Origin of the sequence: Humibacillus sp. DSM 29435, from assembly GCF_001758225.1 — a bacterium.
Classification (GTDB): Bacteria; Actinomycetota; Actinomycetes; order Actinomycetales; family Dermatophilaceae; genus DSM-29435.
Window position 1 is genome coordinate 360109 of record NZ_MAST01000001.1, and the last position, 18544, is coordinate 378652.

Consider the following 18544-nt stretch of genomic DNA (forward strand, 5'->3'; position numbering starts at 1 on the left):
CCCGTTCTCATCTCTTGGCCGCTGGTCGGCCAGGCACCCGTCGCCACCAGCCTATGCGAGGGGCTACGAACGGGTACGACCGGTCAGAAGGCGGTGTAGCCGCCGTCGGCGACGAGCACCGAGCCGGTCACGAAGCTCGAGGCGTCACTGGCCAGGAAGACGACGGCAGGCGCGAGCTCGCTGACGGTGCCGTACCGCACGAGGGGTGCGTCTTCGACCCACTGCCGGCGGAACCGGGGGTCGTCGACCGGTGACATGTCGGTCTTGATGTAGCCGGGCGCCAGGGCGTTGACCCGCACCCCGTACGGTCCCCACTCGGCGGCCAGGCTTCGGGTGAGGTGGTGCACGGCCGCCTTGGACGCGTTGTAGGCCGGCTGCCACTGTGGACGGTTGACGATGAGACCCGACATCGAGCCGATGTTGACGATGACGCCGGACTGCTGACCGACGAAGTGACGGCCGAAGGTCTGGGCGCAGCGCCAGACGGCGTCGAGGTTGACGTTCATGACCGCGCGCCAGTCGTCGTCGGTGACCTCGAGGGCAGGGGCGTGAACGCACGCGCCGGCGTTGTTGACGAGCACGTCTGCCCGTCCGAAGGCGGTCAGGGTCTCGTCGAGCATCCGCGTGACGTCAGCGCCCGAGGTCACGTCGGCCGTGACGAAGTGCGCCGAATGGCCCTGGTCGAGCAGGTTCTGCGCCACATGCTCTCCTCGCGCGCTGTCGCGACCGACGAGCACGACGCTGGCGCCGGCTTCGGCCAGGGCGGTCGCAAAGCCCTCACCGAGGCCTCGCGTGCCACCCGTGACCACGGCGACGCGACCGTCGAGCCGGAAGCGGTCGAGGGCGCTCATCGCACGGCGGCGAGGGCGTCGACGACCCCGTGGCCGAAGTAGCTGTTGTCGGAGGTGGTGCCGACGCAGGGCGCATTGGGCGTCGAGGGTGGGCAGGCCTTCGGGTCGGCCTGAGCGCGAAGCTCGGTGATGAGCTTCGCCGGCTTCCAGCCGGGGTGCCGGCTCTTCATCAGGGCCAGCACGCCAGCGACGTGGGGGGTGGCCATCGAGGTGCCGCTCTTGAGGCCGTAGCCGTTGTCGGCGATCACCGTCGAGAGGATGCCGGAGCCGGGCGCCGCCACGTCGATCTTGCCCAGGCCACGGTTGGAGAACCCGGAGAAGGAGGAGTCGAGAGTGTTGCCGACCTGCGCCAGCGACGACACGGTGACCACACCCGGTAGCTCGGTGGGGATGTCGAGGCAGCCGTTGTTGATGACGCGCCTCACCGGGGTGCCGTCGTCGGGGCTGGTGTCGTCGGTCGTCTTGTTCGCCAGATCGTAGGCCGAGTTGCCCGCGGCGGCGGCATGCACCACGCCTCGCGAGGTCGACCAGGCGACGGCCCGGCGCACGGCTTCCTTCGCGGCGGCCTGGTCGGGCTGGTCGGAGCAGTAGAACTGGAACGGGTCGATGTAGTAGCTGTTGTTGGTCACGTCCATGTCGCGCAGGCCGGCCCAGACGAAGCCACACACGGCGTACTCGGGGTAGATGTAGCCGGCGTCGTCGACCACCTTGACCGACGCGACCCTCACCTTGGGGGCGACGCCGACCATGCCGATCCCGTTGCGGGCGGCCGCGATGGTGCCGGCCACGTGGGTGCCGTGGTCGCTCGTCGTCGGCCGCCAGCCGGTGGCCGAGGGGTCGGGTCGCCCGGCGTCGGAGCAGTTGACCGAGTCGGCGACGTCGAGGTTGGCGGCGAGGTCGGGGTGATCGGCGTCGATGCCGCTGTCGAGCACACCCACCACCACCTGACGGGACCCGTCAGTAACCTCGTGCGCCTCGTCGGCCTTGATCATGGCCAGGTCCCACTGGTCGGTCTCGAGCGGGTCGAGGGCGGGGTCGTCACCGCCCAGCAGCGGCATGGCCGCGTCAGGGATGTCTGTGGCGCCAGCGCCGGCGCCGGCGCTTCCCTCCGGCGTGCCTTCGGCGACCGCCACGCTGCGCGTCGCCCCGACCGAGATGACTGCCGCGCCGCCCTTGGCCCTGACGTCACCTCGGAACGACCCGTTCGTCGAGTGGGCGACGACGACACCGATCTGGGGCCACGACTGCACCACGACGCCGCCGGCCCGCCGCACGGCCGCCGCGACGCGCTGGGTCTGAGCGGGGCCGGCAGTCTTGGCGTTGACGACGTAGCTCATGAGCAGCCCGTCGGGCGTCGAGATCGGCACCGGGGTCGAGGCCGGTCGGTCGCTCGATGGCCCCGGGCCGGTTTCGAGAGCCGCCGGCGAGTCGCCTTCTGCCTGTTCGGCAGCAGCGCCGGGGGCACTCGACCCGCTGATGGCCGCAGCTGCGCGTGCGGCCGCGGCGTCGACGAGGGCGGACACGCTGGTGGCGGCCGCGCCCGGGTCGGGGTCGGCGGCGGGGCGACCGGTCTGCAGACCGCCCGCGGCCGGCCCGTCTGCGGCAGCCGTCGACGACCCCACGCCCGTCGGCGCGGCAATGCTCGAGCCCTGCGCCGAGGCCCCGGCGCAGAGGGCCGCGGCCGCGACGACGATCACGGCCCGGCGCACTGCGGTCGTGGGTCGCATACGGGGAGAGCTCCAGGGGTCGAGTCGCGTCAGCATGAGCGTGCGCCGGTGATGAGCGTGGCGTACCCCTCCATCGTTGCCGCTCGCCCCCGATCGCGCCAGCCCGGGTGGGGACTCTCGCGTGCAGGTCAGGCGGAGAGCGAGTCGAGCACGACGCCGGCGACGTGATGGGGGTGGGTGTACGGGTTGTTGTGCGAACCGGGTTGCGTCGAGACGCGGACCCGGGGCGACGCGACGGCGAGGGTGGCCAGCCGCTCGAGCCACTCGCGGGGCGCGAACGAGTCGTGCACGCCCGAGGTGAGCGACAACGGCATCCGTAAGCGGCCTACGCGCTCGTCGGGGGCGTCGGCGAGTCCGGACAGCAGGATCGAGGGAACCCCCCACCAGCCGCGCGCGACCTCGCTCGGTCGGATCTGGCGCAGGGTGTCGTCGCGGTAGGCGGTCACAGCGGCGCGCGCCAGGTGCGGCCAGCGACGCTGCGGCGGGGTGAACGTGGGCCCCGCCATCACGAGCGAGAGGTTCGGATGCCGTTCCTGCGCGAAGAGCGCGGCGGTGAGCGCGGCCTGTGAACCGGTCGAGTGCCCGATGATCGTGGTGCGGTGGTCCGTCGGCTGACTGATGACCCAGGCGGCCGTCAGCAGCCCGATCGCGTGCACGTTGGGTCGGGTGCTGTTGGGCTCGCGGAGGCCGAAGCCCGGCAGGTCGAGCAGAGCGACGCTCACGCCACGCGCCGCGATCGCGTGGGCGGTCGGCAGGGCGTACTTCGGCAGACCGAGGCCCGGAACCAGCACGACGGAGGCGGCTGAGCGACCGGCTGGAGGGTCGACCACCAGGGCGTGGACGCGTTTGGAGCCCACGTCGGTGAAGGTGTGTCGCATGCTCCATGATGGAACAACGCCGTCGGGGCCGAGCGGGCGGCGCCCGATGAGCACGAGGAGAGAGAGCCCGATGTCGACTGGGAGCACGGTCTACGAACGGCTCGCGCCACCTGCCGCGCAGGTCGAGGCGGCGCTCGCCCAAAGTCGCGAGGCGGTCTTCTGGCTCGACGACAGCGGCGAGCGGCCCTCGTTCGAACCGCTGCGTGGAGTGCGCAGCACCGACCTCGCTGTCGTGGGAGGGGGGTATGCCGGTCTCTGGACCGCGGTGCTGGCCAAACGCCGCAACCCTGGCGCCCGCGTCCTTCTGCTCGAGGCGAAGACCATCGGCTGGGCGGCCTCGGGGCGCAACGGGGGCTTCGTCGACGCGAGCCTGACCCACGGCGAGCCCAACGGGCGCAGCCGCTGGCCGGGCGAGTACGACGAGCTCGAGCGACTGGGGGCCGCGAACCTCGAAGGCATGGCCTCCGACATCGCCGACCTCGGCATCGACTGCCAGTTCGAACGCACCGGCATGCTCGAGGTGGCGGTCGAGCCGCACCAGGTCGAGTGGGCTAGCGAGGGCTCCGGGGAGTTTCTCGACCGGGCCGCCGTGCGAGCCGAGATCGACAGCCCGATCTTCCTGGCCGGCACGTTCGAACGCGACTCCTGCGGGCTCGTGCACCCCGGTCGGCTGGCTCACGAGCTGGCCCGGGTCGCCAGCGAGCTCGGCGTAGAGATTCACGAGCACACGCGCGTCACGGCGATCGAGAGCGAGCGCACCGGTGGCGATGGGGCCGTCACGCTACGCACCGACTCGGGATCGGTCGTGGCTGAGCGGGTCGCCTTGGGTACCAACGTCTTTCCATCCCTGGTCAAGCGCACCCGACTGCTCACCGTTCCGGTCTACGACTACGTGCTGATGACCGAGCCGCTCTCGGCGGAACAGCTCGCCTCGGTCGGCTGGGCGGGGCGGCAGGGGCTCGGTGACATGGCCAACCAGTTCCACTACCTGCGGCTCTCGGCCGACAACCGCATCCTCATCGGTGGCTACGACGCGATCTACCGGTACGGGCGGCGGGTACGTCCGGCCTACGAGCGCCGCCCCGAGAGCCACCGCCGGCTGGCCGCGCACTTCTTCACGATGTTCCCCCAGCTCGAAGGGCTGCGTTTCTCGCACCGCTGGGCCGGGGCCATCGACACCTCCACCCAGTTCTGTGCCTTCCACGGACTGGCTCGACAGGGCCGGGTCGCCTACGCGGCCGGCTTCACCGGACTCGGTGTGGCGGCGACGCGGTTCGCGGCCGAGGTGATGCTCGACCGGCTCGCGGGAGACACTACGCCGCGCACGTCGTTGACGATGGTGGGGCGGATGCCGCTGCCCTTCCCTCCCGAACCGGTCGCCTCGCTGGGCATCAACCTGACCCGTCACTCCCTCGACCGGGCCGACCACCGCGAGGGTGAACGCAACCTGCTGCTGCGTGCTCTCGACAAGGTCGGTCTCGGCTTCGACTCCTGAGCTTGACGCCGTTGGGCGACCTCAGCCGGCAACCACGTCAGTCGCTGGTCGGGCTCTCCACCACGTAGTGGGGTTGACTGCGCGGAGTCTTCAGGGCGGGCGTGACCCCGCGGCAGCCGGCGCCGATCGTGCACTGCTGAACGCTGTTGGCCTCGGCGGGGAATCGCGGTGTCGACGTGTTCGCCGACAGCCAGACGGTGCGCTCGTCCGCCCCGAGACGTACGCTCCACCCCGCTCCATCGTCGGCCGAGTCCGGCCCGCCGCCGAAGACCGCCTTGCCGGTGTCTGCCCGAACGATCATGAACCGGGAGAAGAAGCCGCCACTGGACGCGTTCTCACCCACGAGATAGGTGCCGTTCGCTGAGAAGGCGCTGGGGAGGAAGGTGTTGCCGCACTTCTCCACCGACCGGGTGAAGCGGCTCGACGTCAGGTCGACGACGGCCCAGCACGAGGCGAGGCTGTCGGGCGACTCCTGACAGTCCCACTTGGCGTAGACCTTGGCCAGCACCGACTGCACAAGGTCTTCGGCCTCGTGGGCACCACCGGTCAGCAGATAGGCGAACCGGGCCAGGGAGCTCTGCCGGGCGCTCACGTAGGCCGAGAAGTCGGCCTCGCGTTCGACGCTGCCCATCACCCTCCCCCATCATCGTCCGGTTCTGCCCTGACGACACCTCAACGCGGCTCGACGCCGACAGGTTGTCATCTCGATTTCAGGAGTTTCGACCGCAGGCGTTGAACCGGAGTGCTGGTCAGTCGTCGGTGACGGGCCCACGACGCGACTTGGTCTGTCCTCGTTGGCGCTTGGCCTCGAGCCGTCGACGCTGGGAGCCGCGGGTGGGGCGGGTTGGCCGTCGAGGCGGAGAGGGCGGGGCCAGCCCGCCGCGGATCAGGGCGACGAGGCGGTCTCGGGCCGCCGCGCGGTTGCGCAGCTGTGACCGTCGTTCTGAGGCCACGATCGACAGCCGTCCGTTCACCAGCTCGCCGGCCCAGGCGGCGCTGAGTCGCTCCGACTGAAGGGGCGTCAGGGCCGTGGAGCGACCCGGCTCGAAGAGCAGCTCCACCCGGCTGTCGGTCGTGTTGACCCCTTGCCCGCCCGGGCCGCTCGAGCGGCTGAACCGTTCCAGCAGCTCTGTGGCCGGGATGACCAGGCCGTCGGGCAGGCCGGGGCCGGGTGGCACCACGAGGTCGCGTCCCGGTTCGCTCACCCGCCCATTGTCGGCCCACCGGCAATACTGGGCGCATGACCATCTACCACCTGGCCCAGCAGTCGCATTGGGACGACGCGCGGCGGGTCGGCTCGTACCGGCAATCGACCGTCGGTCGCACCCTCGACGAGGAGGGCTTCATCCATGCCTCCACCGCGGAGCAGTGGCCGGTGGTGCGTCGGAGCTTCTACGCCGCGGTCGACGAGCCGCTGGTGCTGCTTGAGATCGACGAGTCCGCCCTCACCGCCGACGTGGTGCGCGAGCCGGGCCATCCCGGCAGCGACGAGCTCTTCCCGCACGTGTACGGCCCGATCGATGTGAGCGCTGTCGTGGCGACGACGCGCCTCGACCCGCCCCACGCCTGAACCGCGCGTCCCCGACCGCGGGAGTCGGACCGTGGCTGGGTTGGTGGCCGGGGGCTCGGGGTTGGACCGCACGGAGTCGGACCGTGGCTGGGTTGGTGGTCGGGGGCGCGGGGTTGGACCGCAGGAGTCGGACCGTGGCTGGGTTGGTGGTCGGGGGCTTGGGGTTGGACCGCGGGAGTCGGACCGTGGCTGGGTTGGTGGTCGGGGGCGCGGGGTTGGACCGCAGGAGTCGGACCGTGGCTGGGTTGGTGGTCGGGGGCTTGGGGTTGGACCGCGGGAGTCGGACCGTGGCTGGGTTGGTGGTCGGGGGCTTGGGGTTGGACCGCGGGAGTCGGACCGTGGCTGGGTTGGTGGTCGGGGGCTTGGGGTTGGACCGCATGGATCGGACCGTGGCTGGGTTGGTGGCCGGGGGCGCGGGGTTGGACCGCGGGAGTCGGACCGTGGCTGGGATGCCGCTGGCCTGGAGAGCCACGCTCACGAGCGGATCAGCGGGGCGGCATCCGCAACGCACCGTCGAGCCGGATGACCTCGCCGTTGAGCATCGAGTTGTCGATCACGTGTCGGGCGAGCGACGCGTACTCATCGGGCCGGCCCAACCGTGACGGATGCGGCACTCCGGCTTCGAGCGCCGCCGTCGCCTCCTCCGGCAGGCCCTCCAACATGGGAGTGGCGAAGGTTCCGGGGGCGATGGTGACCACCCGGATCGCCTTGTCGGCAAGGTCTCTCGCCGCTGAGAGGGTGAGACCGACGACGCCACCCTTGCTGGCGGCGTAGGCGGCCTGCCCGACCTGCCCGTCGTAGGCCGCGATGCTGGCGGTCATCACGATGACACCGCGGTCACCGTCGACCGGTTCGTTGGCGATCATGGCGGCTGCTGCCAGCCGGAGCACGTTGAAGGTGCCGATGAGGTTCACCTCGACCACGGCGCGGAACGTCTCGAGAGGCAATGGCCCCTTGCGCCCCACCACCCGGCCGGGCGTGCCGATTCCCGCGCAGGTGACCACGACGCGCAGCTCGCCGCGTTCGAGAGCGGTGTCGACCGCCGCCTGCACCTGGGCCTCGTCACGCACGTCGGCGGGCACGAAGACGGCCGCCTCGCCGAGCTCGGTGGCGAGCTCGGCGCCAGGAGAGGACGGCAGGTCGACGATGACCACCTGAGCGCCGTCAGCGACGAGGCGCCGCGCCGTCGCCGCGCCGAGGCCGGACGCGCCGCCGGTGACCAGGGCGACGGAGGTCGGGTTCAGCTGCATGGCAGTGCCTTTCGCGATCAGTTCGATGGGTCGGGAGGGGTGAGGAGGACTCAGCCGCCGAGCACGGCGCGCGAGATGACGAGTCGCTGGATCTGGTTCGTGCCCTCGAAGATCTGCGTCACCTTCGCCTCGCGGAGGTAGCGCTCCAGTGGGAAGTCCTCGGTGTAGCCCGCGCCGCCGAGCACCTGAACGGCGTCGGTCGTCACTTTCATGGCGGCGTCGGTGGCGACCAGCTTCGCAACGGCCGCCTCCTTGCCGAAGGGGCGACCGGCATCCTTGAGGCGGGCGGCGTACAGGTAGGTGGCGCGGGCCGAGGTGACCGCAGCCTCCATGTCGGCGAGCATGAACGCGACGCCCTGGAACGAGCCGATAGCCCGCCCGAACTGCTGGCGCTCCTTTGCGTAGGCCGCGGCCTGGTCGAGAGCGCCTTGCGCGAGCCCCGTTGCGGCGGCGGCGATTCCAAGCCGGCCGGAGTCGAGGGCCGAGAGGGCGATGCGCATGCCCTGGCCCTCGTCGCCGACCATGCGGTCTCCGTCGACGGCGACGCTGTCGAAGGTCACCTGCGCGACGGGGTCGCAGTGCAGACCCATCTTGCGTTCTGGTTCGGCGAAGAGCAGGCCCGCGGCGTGTCCCGGCACGATGAAGGTCGACAGGCCCTTGGCGCCGGTGTCGGCGGTGCGGGCGAAGGTCGTGTAGTAGTCGGCGTGGCCGGCGTGCGAGATCCAGGCCTTGGTGCCCTTGAGGGTCCAGGCGGCTGGTGACCCGGCGGTGCGCGTGGCCCGGGTCGTCATCGAGGCGATGTCGGAGCCGGCCAGCGGCTCCGAGAGGCAGTAGGCGCCGAGCTGCTCGCCCGAGAGCATCCCCGGCAGCAGCGCCTCCTGCTGCTCGCGCGAGCCGAAAGCCGCCACGGGGTAGGCCGTCAGGCTGTGCACGGTGATGCCGACGGCCACGCTCATCCACACCGAGGCGATCTCCTCGACGACCTGCAGGTAGACCTCGTAGCTCTGGTCGGCGCCGCCGAACTCCTCTGGGTAGGGCAGCGACAGCAGGCCGGCCTGCCCGAGCGTGCGGAAGGTGTCGGCCGGGAAGTTGCGTTTGCGTTCGGCGTCGTCGACCTTCGGAGCGAGCTCCTTGCGGCAGATCTCTCGGGTCAGCTCGATGAGGTCGGCGGCTTCGTCAGTGGGCATCAGCCGGGTTGCGGGCATGACCGAATACTAGGACGTCCGAGCATTTCGTCCAAAAGGTGAGACGTTCCTGCATCCAGTGGGCGCCCCTCAGGCATTGGCCCGCAGCCAGTCGATGACCGTGATCGCCTGTGGGGGAGTCCAGTCGGTCGGGTCGGGGTGGGCCAGGCTGTGATGACCGTCGTCGTCCATGAAGGTGTCGAGAGTGGCCGGCAGGGCGTTCTTGCCCGAGAGGTGAGGCGGGCCCTCGATGACGAACCGCTCGTGCTGGCGCGCGTCGAGGAAGAACACCTCGTCGGAGTGTTCGATGTCGTAGGTGAGCGGGTTGCCCGTGCGCCAGTTCTTCGGCGGTGGGTTGTCCTGCGCCACCTTCTCGCGGTAGACGCCGAGCCGGTCCCACAGGGTCTTGATCGCGGCCGGTGGCCCGGTCAGGCTCGTCCAGCTCTCCGGGGCCGGGGCGAAGAGGGCGTTGTACGCCTTCAGCTGCGCGCCCTGGTCACGCTGGGGGTCGACCGTGATGGAGACAAACTCCACCTGACCATTTAGCCCCGCCTGGGCTGCCGCACGAGCGGTCTGCACCACCGAGGCGGTGTCGATGGGGCAGGTCTCCTGGCACAGGGTCATCGTGTCGGAGATCACGAGGATCTTGCCGGCGAAGCTCGACAGCGGGTGTGGCCTACCGGAGGCATCGACGAGGGGCAGGTCGAGCACGGATGCCGGCAGCTCGGCATCCGTGCTCGTGCCGATCGCGGCCAGCGGGCTCGGCGCCAGTGCTTGGACGGGTGGGCCGGACGCCGAGGGTGCCGAGGACGCCGACGCGGTGGATGCCGGCTGCCCGCAGGCAGACAGGGCCAGGCAGAGGGCCGAGACACCGACGGCGGCGGTGAGGGTCGTCAGTCGGGGCGAGCAGGGCACGTGTCATCCTGACGCGCGCACCTGAGCGTTCGCCGAACGAGGAGTGCGGGCGTCAGGAGGGGTAGATCGTGACGGCGGTGGCCTTGACGCTGTAGCTGACCCGCTTGCCCGGGTAGAGGTCGAGCTCGCCGGCCGATGAGGCGGTGACGTCGGCCAGGAAGGTGCTGCCCGACCGGTCGTGCGAGCGCACCCGCACCTGGGCGTCGCGGGGCTCGAGCTCGGCGACGGTGACCGGGAAGGTGTTGCGGGGGCTGCCGTGCGGCGGCTCGACGTAGACCGCCACGACGGTGGGGCTGAAGACAGCCAGGGCCGGCTCGCCCTCGACGAGGTCAGCGCTCGGTGACCCCTCGACCTCCACGCCGTGCGCGTCTCGTAGGTGGGTTCGGCTCGTGGCGACCCCCTTCACCAGGTTGAGCCCGGCGATGCGAGCGGTGAACGGGGTGCGGGGTCGCCGGATGACGTCCTCGGTCGGGCCCGACTCGACGATGCGCCCGTGGTCGATGACGATGACTCGGGAGGCGAGCAGCAGGGCGTCGAGAAGGTCGTGCGTGACGATGAGTGCGGCTCGGTCGGCCAGCACGCGGCGCAGCACGCGCCGCAGCAGGGGCGCTGCCCCCACGTCGAGCGCGGCCATCGGCTCGTCGAGCAGCAGCAGTCGTGGTTGCGCCGCGAGGGCCCGGGCGATGGCTACTCGTTGTGCCTGCCCACCGGACAGCTGCGCGGGTCGGCGGTCGGCGAACTCGCCGGCCCCGACCTCGTCGAGCCAGTAGCGGGCCGTCGCTCGGGCCTCGGCAGCGCGTTCGCCGGCAGCGCGAGGCCCGAAGGCGACGTTGTCGAGCGCGCTGAGGTGCGGGAACAGGAGCGGGTCCTGGGCCAACAGCGCGATTCCCCGCGCGTGCGGCGGCAGCCAGACGCCGTGTGGCGAGTCCCGGTCGTAGAGCACCCGTTCGCCGAGGGTGGCCCGTCCTGCATCGGGGCGCAGGATGCCGGCCAGCACGGCCAACAGCGTCGACTTTCCGGCGCCGTTGGGCCCGAGCACCGCGACGCGCTCTCCGGCGGCCATCTGCAGCTCGAGCTCAAGGTCACGCGCGGTCACGGTCGCGCTCATCGACAGGCTCATGGGGCTCCTCTCATGGGCTGCGTCGCCCCTGGGCCAGGCCGACCACGAGCACGGCGATGACCACCAGCACCAGCGACAGGGCCACGGCCGCGTCGGCGTCGCTCTCCCGTTGGAGGTAGATCTCGAGCGGGAGGGTGCGCGTGACGCCTTGAAGGCTGCCGGCGAAGGTGAGCGTCGCACCGAACTCGCCGAGCGAGCGCGCGAACGAGAGCACGGCCCCCGACAGCAGGCCCGGCAGCACGAGGGGCAGCGTGACCCGCAACAGCACCGTGGTGGGCCGCCCGCCGAGGGTCGCGGCCACGATCTCGTAGCGCTGCCCGACCGTGCGGAGCGTGCCTTCGAGGGCCACGACGAGAAACGGCAGGGCGACGAACGCCTGCGCGAGCACCACGGCCGTTGTCGAGAAGGCGATCTGGATGCCCAGCACCTCCAGAGAGTGCCCCAGCAGCCCCCTGCGACCGAAGGTGTAGAGCAGCGCGATGCCGCCGACCACCGGCGGCAGCACGAGCGGCAGCAGCATCAGCGACCTGACGATGCGTTGACCGGGAAACGTCGTGCGGGCCAGCACCATCGCCATCGGCACACCGAGCACGACGCACAACACCGTCGAGGCGGTCGAGGTCTGCAGGCTGAGCTTGAGCGCAGCGATGGAGGAGTCGGAGGTGATGAGCGTGAAGAACTGCGACCACTGCACCTTGGCCGCCATCGCACCCAGGGGCAGCAGCACGAACACGGCCCCGACTGCGGCGGGCAGAAAGACCCACCGTGGCAGACCCGAGTACACCTTCGGCCGCATGGCCACCCGTCTCTGCGCCTGGTCTCTGTGCTCGGTCCGTGAGGAGGCCGGGGTCAGGGCTTGGCGAAGCCCGCGTCGGCCAGCACCTGTCGACCCTGGTCGCCCAGCACGAGGGCGGTGAAAGCCGTGGCGAGCTCCTGGTTCTTGCTCGAGGCCAGCACGGCGATCGGGTACCGGTTCACGGCCTGCGACGACTCCGGGAAGGTGATGCCCTCGACCTTGTCGCCCGCGCCCTCGACGTCGGTCACGTAGACCAGCCCGGCGTCGGCCTCGCCGGTCTGCACCTTGTTCAGCACATCGGTGACCGACTGCTCCTCACTGACTGCCTTGATCGTCAGCCCGGCGCCCGTCTCGACCTTCTTGGTAGCCGAGCCGCACGGCACCTCGGGCGCGCAGATGACGACCTTGACGGCCGGGTTCGTGAGGTCCTTGAGCGAGGTCACCTTGGCCGGGTTCCCTGGTGGGACCGCGATCTCCAGGGTGTTCGAGGCGAAGTTGCTCGGGGAGCCGGCTACCAGGTTGTCGCCGGTCGCCTTGTCCATGTTCTTGGTGTCGGCCGAGGCGAACACGTCGGCCGGAGCGCCCTGCTGCAGCTGGGTGACGAGGTCGGAGGAGCCGGCGAAGCTGAAGGTGACTTTGGTGCCCGGGTGACTCGCCTCGAACTGGGTGCCGAGCTCGGTGAAGGTCTTCTTCAACGAGGCGGCGGCGAAGACGGTGAGCGTGCCCGACCCGGCACTCGACGAACCGGTGGCCGCTGAGTCTGCGGGCGCCGGCGTGCTCGTGCTGCCACAGGCGGCGAGCGAGAGCGCCATCCCGGTGGCGAGGGCGAGGGTCAGGGCTCTGGTGCGAGCGCTCGGAACGGTGATCATGCGGGAACCTCCACGACGACATGGGTTGACTTGACCGAGGCGACTGCCACCGAACCGATGGTCAGCCCGAGCTCTTCGACGCTCTCGGTGGAGAGCAGCGACACGATGCGATAGGGGCCGCACTGCATCTCGACCTTGGCCATCACGCGGTCGGTGGTGATGGCGGTGACGATTCCGCGCATGCGGTTGCGGGCCGAGGCGGCGCCGATGGTGCCCACCTCTGCGGGGTGGGCCAGCTCTTGCGCCACGGCGGCGAGCTCGGCGCCGTCGACCGTGCGGCGACCGGAGTCGTCGGAGCCGCCCGACAGGCGGCCACTGTCGACCATGCGGCGCACGGTGTCGTCGGAGACCCCGAGCAGCCCGGCGGCTTCGCTGATACGCAGATGCGGCATGAAGCGAACTGTACACACGCATCTGCTACCCGTCGAAGGGGCAGTACGTGGCGCACGAAGCGTTCTCTCTACGTGAGACGCCCATCGAGAGGACCGTTCGTGTCGCACGAGACGTCCGCTCGCGGGCGGTAGTACGCCGCGAGGAGACATGGTGTGACGGGCGCCACCCGTCGCGACGGCGCTGTCGTGCGGCCCCGATGCGGCGGCATACTGGAGCCATGACCACCACCGTCTCCCGCGAGCACACCGTCGAGCAGAAGCGCGTCCTGGCGACCGCGATCCCCGGCCCCAGGTCGGCCGCCCTGCAGCAGCGCAAGACCGCTGCGGTGTCGTCGGGCGTCAGCACCGGGCTCCCGGTCTACATCGAGCGCGCGGCGGGCGGCATCCTCGTCGATGTCGACGGCAACCAGCTCATCGACTTCGGGTCGGGCATCGCTGTGACGACGGTCGGCAACGCCGCGCCGCGAGTGGTCGAGCGGGTGACCGCCCAGGTCGCCGACTTCACCCACACCTGCTTCATGGTCACCCCCTACGAGGAGTACCTCGAGGTGGCTGAGGCCCTCAACGAGCTGACCCCTGGAGACCACGAGAAGCGTTCGGCCCTGTTCAACTCCGGCGCCGAGGCGGTCGAGAACGCGGTCAAGGTGGCCCGGTACTTCACCGGTCGACAGGCGGTCGTCGCGCTCGACCACGGCTACCACGGCCGCACCAACCTCACGATGGCGCTCACGGCCAAGAACATGCCCTACAAGCAGGGGTTCGGGCCGTTCGCGAACGAGATCTACCGCGCCCCGATGAGCTACCCCTTCCGCTGGCCCGGCGGCCCGGCCGACTGCGCGAAGGAGTCGTTCGACGTCTTCGTCTCGCAGGTGCAGACGCAGGTCGGGGCCGGCAACGTGGCAGCGGTCGTCATGGAGCCGATCCAGGGTGAGGGTGGCTTCATCGTGCCCGCGCCCGGCTTCATGAAACAGGTCAGCGAGTGGTGCACCGACAACGGCATCCTGCTCATCGCCGACGAGGTGCAGACCGGCTTCTGCCGCACCGGCGACTGGTTCGCCAGCGAGCACGAGGGCGTCGTGCCCGACCTCATCACCACCGCCAAGGGGATGGCCGGCGGGCTGCCCCTCGCGGGCGTCACCGGCCGCGCCGAGATGATGGATGCCGTTCACGGCGGTGGGCTCGGTGGCACCTACGGCGGCAACCCGGTCGCCTGCGCCTCCGCGCTCGGCGCGATCGAGACCATGAAGGAGGAGGACCTGTGCGGCCGCGCTCGCCAGGTCGAGGCGATCTTCCTGCCTCGCCTCCGGGCCCTGGCCGAGCGGTTCCCCCAGATCGGCGACATCCGCGGGCGAGGCGCCATGCTCGCGATCGAGCTGGTCAACGGCCCCGGTGACCTCACGCCCAACGCGGCGCTCACGGCAGCCGTCAACAAGGCGTGCCACGCCGAGGGCCTGGTCACGCTTACCTGTGGCACCTACGGCAACGTCTTCCGGTTCCTGCCGCCCCTCGCCGCGGGTGACGCCCTGCTGAACGAGGGCCTCGACATCTTCGAGGCCGCCTTCGCGGCTGCCGCCGGCTGAACCCGGCTCAGACCCCCTGGTCGCTGGGCCGCAGCAGCGCTATCTTGGCGAGGGCTCGGTCGTGCACGCGGATGCCGTGTGGGCAGGTCGGTCCACACGGCCGACTGCGAGGAAGGGCGGGCCGAGCATGAGTGTGATCAGCAGAGGGTTCGGCGGGCGAGGCGGCGCGTCTGACCCCCGCGTTCCGCCGGGCCAGTACGTCACGCACGACTTTCCGGTGCTGTCGGCCGGCCCGACGCCGTACGTCGACACCGACGAGTGGTCGCTCGACCTCACCGACGTCGACGACTCCCGCAGCGCCTTGTCGTGGACCCAGCTGATGGCCAAGCCGATCGAGGAGTTCACGGTCGACCTCCACTGCGTCACCACGTGGACCAAGCTCGGCACGACCTGGCGGGGCGTGCCGGTGAGCGCGGTGCTCGACGACCTCGACTCCGAGGCCGAGTTCGCGCTGGTGCACTCCTACGGTGGCTACACGACCAACCTCCCCGTGGAGGACCTTCTCGACGGCAAAGCCTGGATCGTCTTCGAGTTCGAGGGCGAGCCCCTCGAGCCGGTTCACGGCGGGCCCGCCCGGCTGTTGGTGCCCCACCTCTACCTCTGGAAGTCGGCCAAGTGGGTCAACGGCATCGAGCTGCGTCACGATGACGAGCCCGGCTTCTGGGAGACCTTGGGCTACCACGAGTACGGCGACCCGTGGCTGGAGCAGCGGTACGCGGGCGACTGATGACGCCACGGATCCGATGGCAGCGCGCGCGCCTGGTCGACAGCCGGCTGGAGACACGCAGAGCGCGCACGCTGGTCTTCGACGTGCCGCAGTGGACCGGTCACGATGCCGGCCAGCACGTCGACGTCAAGTTGACCGGCGAAGACGGGTTCACTGCGCAACGCAGCTACTCCATCGCGTCGGCGTCCACCCCGGGCCGGTTGGAGCTGACGGTGCAGGCGGTCTCCGGTGGCATCGTGTCCCCCTACCTGGTCGACGCGATGCAGCTCGGTGACGAGCTCGAGCTGCGGGGCCCCATCGGCGGCTGGTTCCGATGGACGAACGAGCTGGCCGAACCGGTGCTGCTCGTCGGAGGCGGCTCCGGCATCGCCCCCCTGATGGCGATGCTTCGCCAGCGACTGCTCGCCGGTTCAGCGGCGCCGTTCCGCCTCGTCTACTCCGCCCGCACGCCCGACCACGTCTTCTACGCCAACGAGCTGCACGTGATCAGCCAGGGCAGGCGTGGCGTCGACGTCGACCTCCTCTACACCCGGTCGGGGCTCCCCGGCGACACCCGTCCGCCCGGTCGGCTCGTAGGCGACGACCTGCCCTTGGCGGCGCCGGACGCCGAGCCCACCCGCGTCTACGTCTGCGGCCCGAACGGGTTCGTCGAGAACGCAGCCCGGCTGCTCGTCGACCGCGGTCACCAGCCGGCGTCCATCCGGACGGAACGGTTCGGCTCCTCAGGAGGATGAATGCACTTCTCAGATGAACTCGCGCTCGACGGCAACGCCTTGGCCGGCCCGATGGCCGAGTTCTTCGCCGTCGACGTCACCTCGGCCCTCGTCACGTGCAACGACTGTGGCGCGGCTGCGCCTCTTGCCGATCAGGCCGCCTACGTCGGCGGTCCCGGGTGGGTGCTGCGCTGCGCCGGCTGCTCGTCGGTGCTCGTGCGCTTCGTGACGACCCGCGACGCCGTTTGGCTCGACGTACGTGGGTCGGCGTCGTGGAAGATCCCGACCGCCCCCGTCCAGCGCAGCCTTCCTTGATGCCGCCGATGCCGCCGATGCCGCCGATGCCGCCGATGCCGCCGATGCCGCCGATGCCGCGGCCGACCCGCGGCTAGTGGGCCGGCAGGTGCGCGTCGAGCCAGTCGACGATCTCCTGCTCCACCTCGTCGCGGTTGGTCTCGTTGAGGATCTCGTGCCGAGCGCCCGGCCAGAGCGTGAGGGTCACGTCGTCGACCCCGGCCCGTCGAAGCTGTTCGGCGACCGCGGTGACGCCCTTGCCGCTGCCGCCGACCGGGTCCTGGTCGCCTGAGGCCAGGTGAACGGGCAGGTGCTTGGGCACTCTCGCGACCACCTGGTCGGTGTTGACCGAGGCCAGGCCGCTGAGCAGGTCGCGGTAGCCACCCGCACTGAAGACGAAGCCGCAGTCGGGGTCGCTGATGTACTTGTCGACCTCGTCGGGGTCACGCGAAAGCCAGTCGAAGTCGGTTCGCGCCGGCTTGAAGGCGCTGTTGTACTGACCGAAGCTGAGGGTGTTCATCAGGCCGCTCGGCCGGGCGTGACCCCGCAGCCGGGCCTGAGCGCTCGCCAGGGCGACGCCGACCCGGCCCAGTGCTCCGGCGCTACCTGCGGTTCCGGTCAGCACCAGACCAGCGATCTCGGAGCCGTGCTCGGCAGCGTAGGACCGGGAGAGGAACGAGCCCATGCTGTGGCCGAGCAGGAAGACGGGCAGCCCCGGCTGCTCCTCCTTGGCCCGTCGGGTCACCGTGGCCAGGTCGTCGACCACCCGTGTCCACCCGTCGTGGTCGGCGAACAGGCCCCGGCCGCCGGAGGTGCTGCCGTGGCCCCGGTGGTCGTTGGCGTAGACCGCGTAGCCGTGGTCGGTCAGACGCTGCGCGAACCTGGCGTAGCGACCGCTGTGTTCAGCCAGCCCGTGAGCGATCTGCACGACGGCCTTCGTGTCTCCGTCGGGCAGCCAGCGGTGCACGAAGACCTCGGTGCCGTCGGTCGTGGTCAGCGTGAAGCCGCTGCTCTGCATGGGATCCCTCGATCTCAGGTGGTGTCGTGCGGCGGCCGTGAGCCCGTGACTGCTCCGAACTCTACGGCCCACCGAGGCACCGAGGCACCGAGCCACCGAGCCACCGAGGCGCTGACGCGTGAGCTCAGTCGAGCAGCTGCCAGAAACGTTCGCGCAGAACGAACCTCGAGCGTTCGTCGATGTCGTAGACGCCGAGCCGGTCGGAGAGGTCGACGAGCAGCGCCTTGTCGAGCTCGCGGGGGATGTTCGGGCGCTCGGAGACAACGGTGCGACGCTGCGCCTCGGTGATCGTCTTCTTCCAGGTGTCGACGACGCCACGCACCACTTCGTCGATGAGGGCGTCGTCGGGCGGGAGTCCTTGATGGTCAACCGAACCCAGACCGGTGGTGCTCGAGTACACGAGCTCGGGCGGGCGGGTGAGCCGGTGGTCGACCGGCTTCGGCAGCGCGGGAAGAGTGGCCTTGCGGCCGGCGAAGTCGGCCGGGGTGGGCCTCGGTGCCGATGCCGTGACGGCATCCTTGGCGGGCGCGGGCGACGACCCGTTGGCGGGCGCGTTCCCGTTGGCCGACGTCGCCGCCTCGACGGCGTCGACCGGGGTGCGGCGGGCCCGCACGTTGCGGTCGATCGTCAACGGGTCGATGACGATGATCCCGTCGGCCTCGCGCTGCAGATGGCGCGACACGGCGTGGGACCGCCCTTGGGCGTTGGGCGCCGCCAACAGCACGACCTGCACCCCGTGGCCCTGGGCCTCCTCGACGGCCTCGGTGAGATCGTCGTCGCCGGACACGAGGTACATGACATCGGCCACCCGGTTCCGTCCGTGGGTGGCGAGGTCAAGGCCGATGCGCAGGTCGACCCCCTTCTGCTCCCCGCCGGGTGACATCCGGCCCAGCCGCAGCTTGACCCGGGGCAGCATCCCGATCTGCTCCTGGTAGCCGTCGGGTGCGCCCCCCGGGCTCGAGCCGGCGTCGTACCAGTTGACCCGCAGCAGCGGTAAGCCGCTCTCGGTCTCGGCCTGCGCGATCAGGGCCTCGATGAGCTCCCGGTAGACGATCGTCACGCCGCCGCGCAAGGAGGTGCCGGTCACCCGTGTGGCGGCAGAGGCCAGCAGGTAGCCGACATCCACATAAACCGCACAGTACGACCGCATGCCGCCAGCCTTTCA

At 70.6% G+C, this 18544-nt stretch carries 20 protein-coding genes; 6 read left to right on the top strand and 14 right to left on the bottom strand.

The genetic code is table 11. The features are described from left to right. Positions 1 to 83 precede the first annotated feature (83 nt). The 3 genes from BA895_RS01710 to BA895_RS01720 form a co-directional block, all read right to left on the bottom strand. Entirely contained in the window at positions 84 to 851 is a 768-nt protein-coding gene (locus BA895_RS01710; RefSeq protein WP_070190112.1) for an SDR family NAD(P)-dependent oxidoreductase, read from the bottom strand. After that, entirely contained in the window at positions 848 to 2578 is a 1731-nt protein-coding gene (locus tag BA895_RS01715) for a S8 family serine peptidase (RefSeq protein ID WP_083282855.1), read from the bottom strand. The genes BA895_RS01710 and BA895_RS01715 overlap by 4 nt, the downstream gene beginning before the upstream one ends. A gap of 128 nt (positions 2579 to 2706) precedes the next feature. Next, positions 2707 to 3456: an alpha/beta hydrolase gene (locus BA895_RS01720; RefSeq protein ID WP_139142467.1), complete on the bottom strand. Its 750-nt coding sequence runs from the start codon at positions 3454 to 3456 to the stop codon at positions 2707 to 2709. A 70-nt stretch (positions 3457 to 3526) separates the two neighbouring features. Between BA895_RS01720 and BA895_RS01725 the strand changes: the two genes are divergently transcribed. Further along, positions 3527 to 4951 (top strand): FAD-binding oxidoreductase, encoded by a 1425-nt coding sequence (locus tag BA895_RS01725; protein WP_070190114.1) that lies wholly within the window; start codon positions 3527 to 3529, stop codon positions 4949 to 4951. A gap of 37 nt (positions 4952 to 4988) precedes the next feature. Here BA895_RS01725 and BA895_RS22930 read toward each other — a convergent pair whose 3' ends face one another. After that, entirely contained in the window at positions 4989 to 5582 is a 594-nt protein-coding gene (locus BA895_RS22930; RefSeq protein WP_083282856.1) for a sigma factor, read from the bottom strand. 118 nt (positions 5583 to 5700) lie between these two features. Beyond that, a complete protein-coding gene (gene arfB, locus BA895_RS01735; protein WP_070190115.1) occupies positions 5701 to 6156 on the bottom strand; it encodes an alternative ribosome rescue aminoacyl-tRNA hydrolase ArfB in 456 nt (151 codons plus the stop codon). Between the two features lie 35 nt (positions 6157 to 6191). Here arfB and BA895_RS01740 point away from each other — a divergent pair, with 35 nt between their 5' ends. Further along, on the top strand, positions 6192 to 6521 hold the full coding sequence (locus BA895_RS01740; protein ID WP_070190116.1) for a DUF952 domain-containing protein: 330 nt from the start codon (positions 6192 to 6194) through the stop codon (positions 6519 to 6521). Positions 6522 to 7006: 485 nt separating this feature from the next. On the opposite strand, the gene BA895_RS01745 is transcribed toward BA895_RS01740, so the two are convergent. The 7 genes from BA895_RS01745 to BA895_RS01775 form a co-directional block, all read right to left on the bottom strand. After that, complete coding sequence (locus BA895_RS01745) at positions 7007 to 7771, bottom strand: SDR family NAD(P)-dependent oxidoreductase (RefSeq protein WP_070190117.1); 765 nt, start codon at positions 7769 to 7771, stop codon at positions 7007 to 7009. A gap of 50 nt (positions 7772 to 7821) precedes the next feature. Continuing rightward, positions 7822 to 8976, bottom strand: a complete 1155-nt coding sequence (locus tag BA895_RS01750; protein ID WP_070190118.1) for an acyl-CoA dehydrogenase family protein — start codon at positions 8974 to 8976, stop codon at positions 7822 to 7824. A gap of 69 nt (positions 8977 to 9045) precedes the next feature. Further along, positions 9046 to 9870 carry an SCO family protein gene (locus BA895_RS01755; RefSeq protein ID WP_070190119.1) on the bottom strand — a complete coding sequence of 275 codons (825 nt, stop codon included), beginning with the start codon at positions 9868 to 9870 and terminating at the stop codon, positions 9046 to 9048. Positions 9871 to 9922: 52 nt separating this feature from the next. Beyond that, positions 9923 to 10990 (bottom strand): sulfate/molybdate ABC transporter ATP-binding protein, encoded by a 1068-nt coding sequence (locus tag BA895_RS01760; RefSeq protein WP_070190120.1) that lies wholly within the window; start codon positions 10988 to 10990, stop codon positions 9923 to 9925. 10 nt (positions 10991 to 11000) lie between these two features. Beyond that, on the bottom strand, positions 11001 to 11786 hold the full coding sequence (locus tag BA895_RS01765; RefSeq protein ID WP_070190281.1) for an ABC transporter permease: 786 nt from the start codon (positions 11784 to 11786) through the stop codon (positions 11001 to 11003). 53 nt (positions 11787 to 11839) lie between these two features. Beyond that, on the bottom strand, positions 11840 to 12655 hold the full coding sequence (modA, locus tag BA895_RS01770; RefSeq protein ID WP_070190121.1) for a molybdate ABC transporter substrate-binding protein: 816 nt from the start codon (positions 12653 to 12655) through the stop codon (positions 11840 to 11842). Then, positions 12652 to 13047 carry a molybdopterin-binding protein gene (locus tag BA895_RS01775; protein WP_070190122.1) on the bottom strand — a complete coding sequence of 132 codons (396 nt, stop codon included), beginning with the start codon at positions 13045 to 13047 and terminating at the stop codon, positions 12652 to 12654. The genes modA and BA895_RS01775 overlap by 4 nt, the downstream gene beginning before the upstream one ends. A gap of 218 nt (positions 13048 to 13265) precedes the next feature. Here BA895_RS01775 and gabT point away from each other — a divergent pair, with 218 nt between their 5' ends. The 4 genes from gabT (at position 13266) to BA895_RS01795 (ending at position 16382) form a co-directional block, all read left to right on the top strand. After that, positions 13266 to 14627, top strand: coding sequence for a 4-aminobutyrate--2-oxoglutarate transaminase (gene gabT / locus BA895_RS01780; protein WP_070190123.1), 1362 nt, complete (start codon positions 13266 to 13268; stop codon positions 14625 to 14627). A 127-nt stretch (positions 14628 to 14754) separates the two neighbouring features. Further along, the gene (locus BA895_RS01785) at positions 14755 to 15354 is read left to right on the top strand and encodes a molybdopterin-dependent oxidoreductase (protein ID WP_070190124.1); all 600 of its coding nucleotides are present in this window, start codon (positions 14755 to 14757) and stop codon (positions 15352 to 15354) included. After that, on the top strand, positions 15354 to 16088 hold the full coding sequence (locus BA895_RS01790) for a ferredoxin reductase (RefSeq protein ID WP_070190125.1): 735 nt from the start codon (positions 15354 to 15356) through the stop codon (positions 16086 to 16088). The genes BA895_RS01785 and BA895_RS01790 overlap by 1 nt, the downstream gene beginning before the upstream one ends. Further along, a complete protein-coding gene (locus BA895_RS01795) occupies positions 16089 to 16382 on the top strand; it encodes a DUF6510 family protein (protein ID WP_070190126.1) in 294 nt (97 codons plus the stop codon). 73 nt (positions 16383 to 16455) lie between these two features. Here the strand turns inward: BA895_RS01795 and BA895_RS01800 are convergent, their stop codons facing one another. After that, the gene (locus BA895_RS01800; RefSeq protein ID WP_070190127.1) at positions 16456 to 17379 is read right to left on the bottom strand and encodes an alpha/beta hydrolase; all 924 of its coding nucleotides are present in this window, start codon (positions 17377 to 17379) and stop codon (positions 16456 to 16458) included. A gap of 124 nt (positions 17380 to 17503) precedes the next feature. Continuing rightward, positions 17504 to 18505 (bottom strand): NYN domain-containing protein, encoded by a 1002-nt coding sequence (locus tag BA895_RS01805; protein ID WP_217493791.1) that lies wholly within the window; start codon positions 18503 to 18505, stop codon positions 17504 to 17506. Between the last annotated feature and the right edge of the window lie 39 nt (positions 18506 to 18544).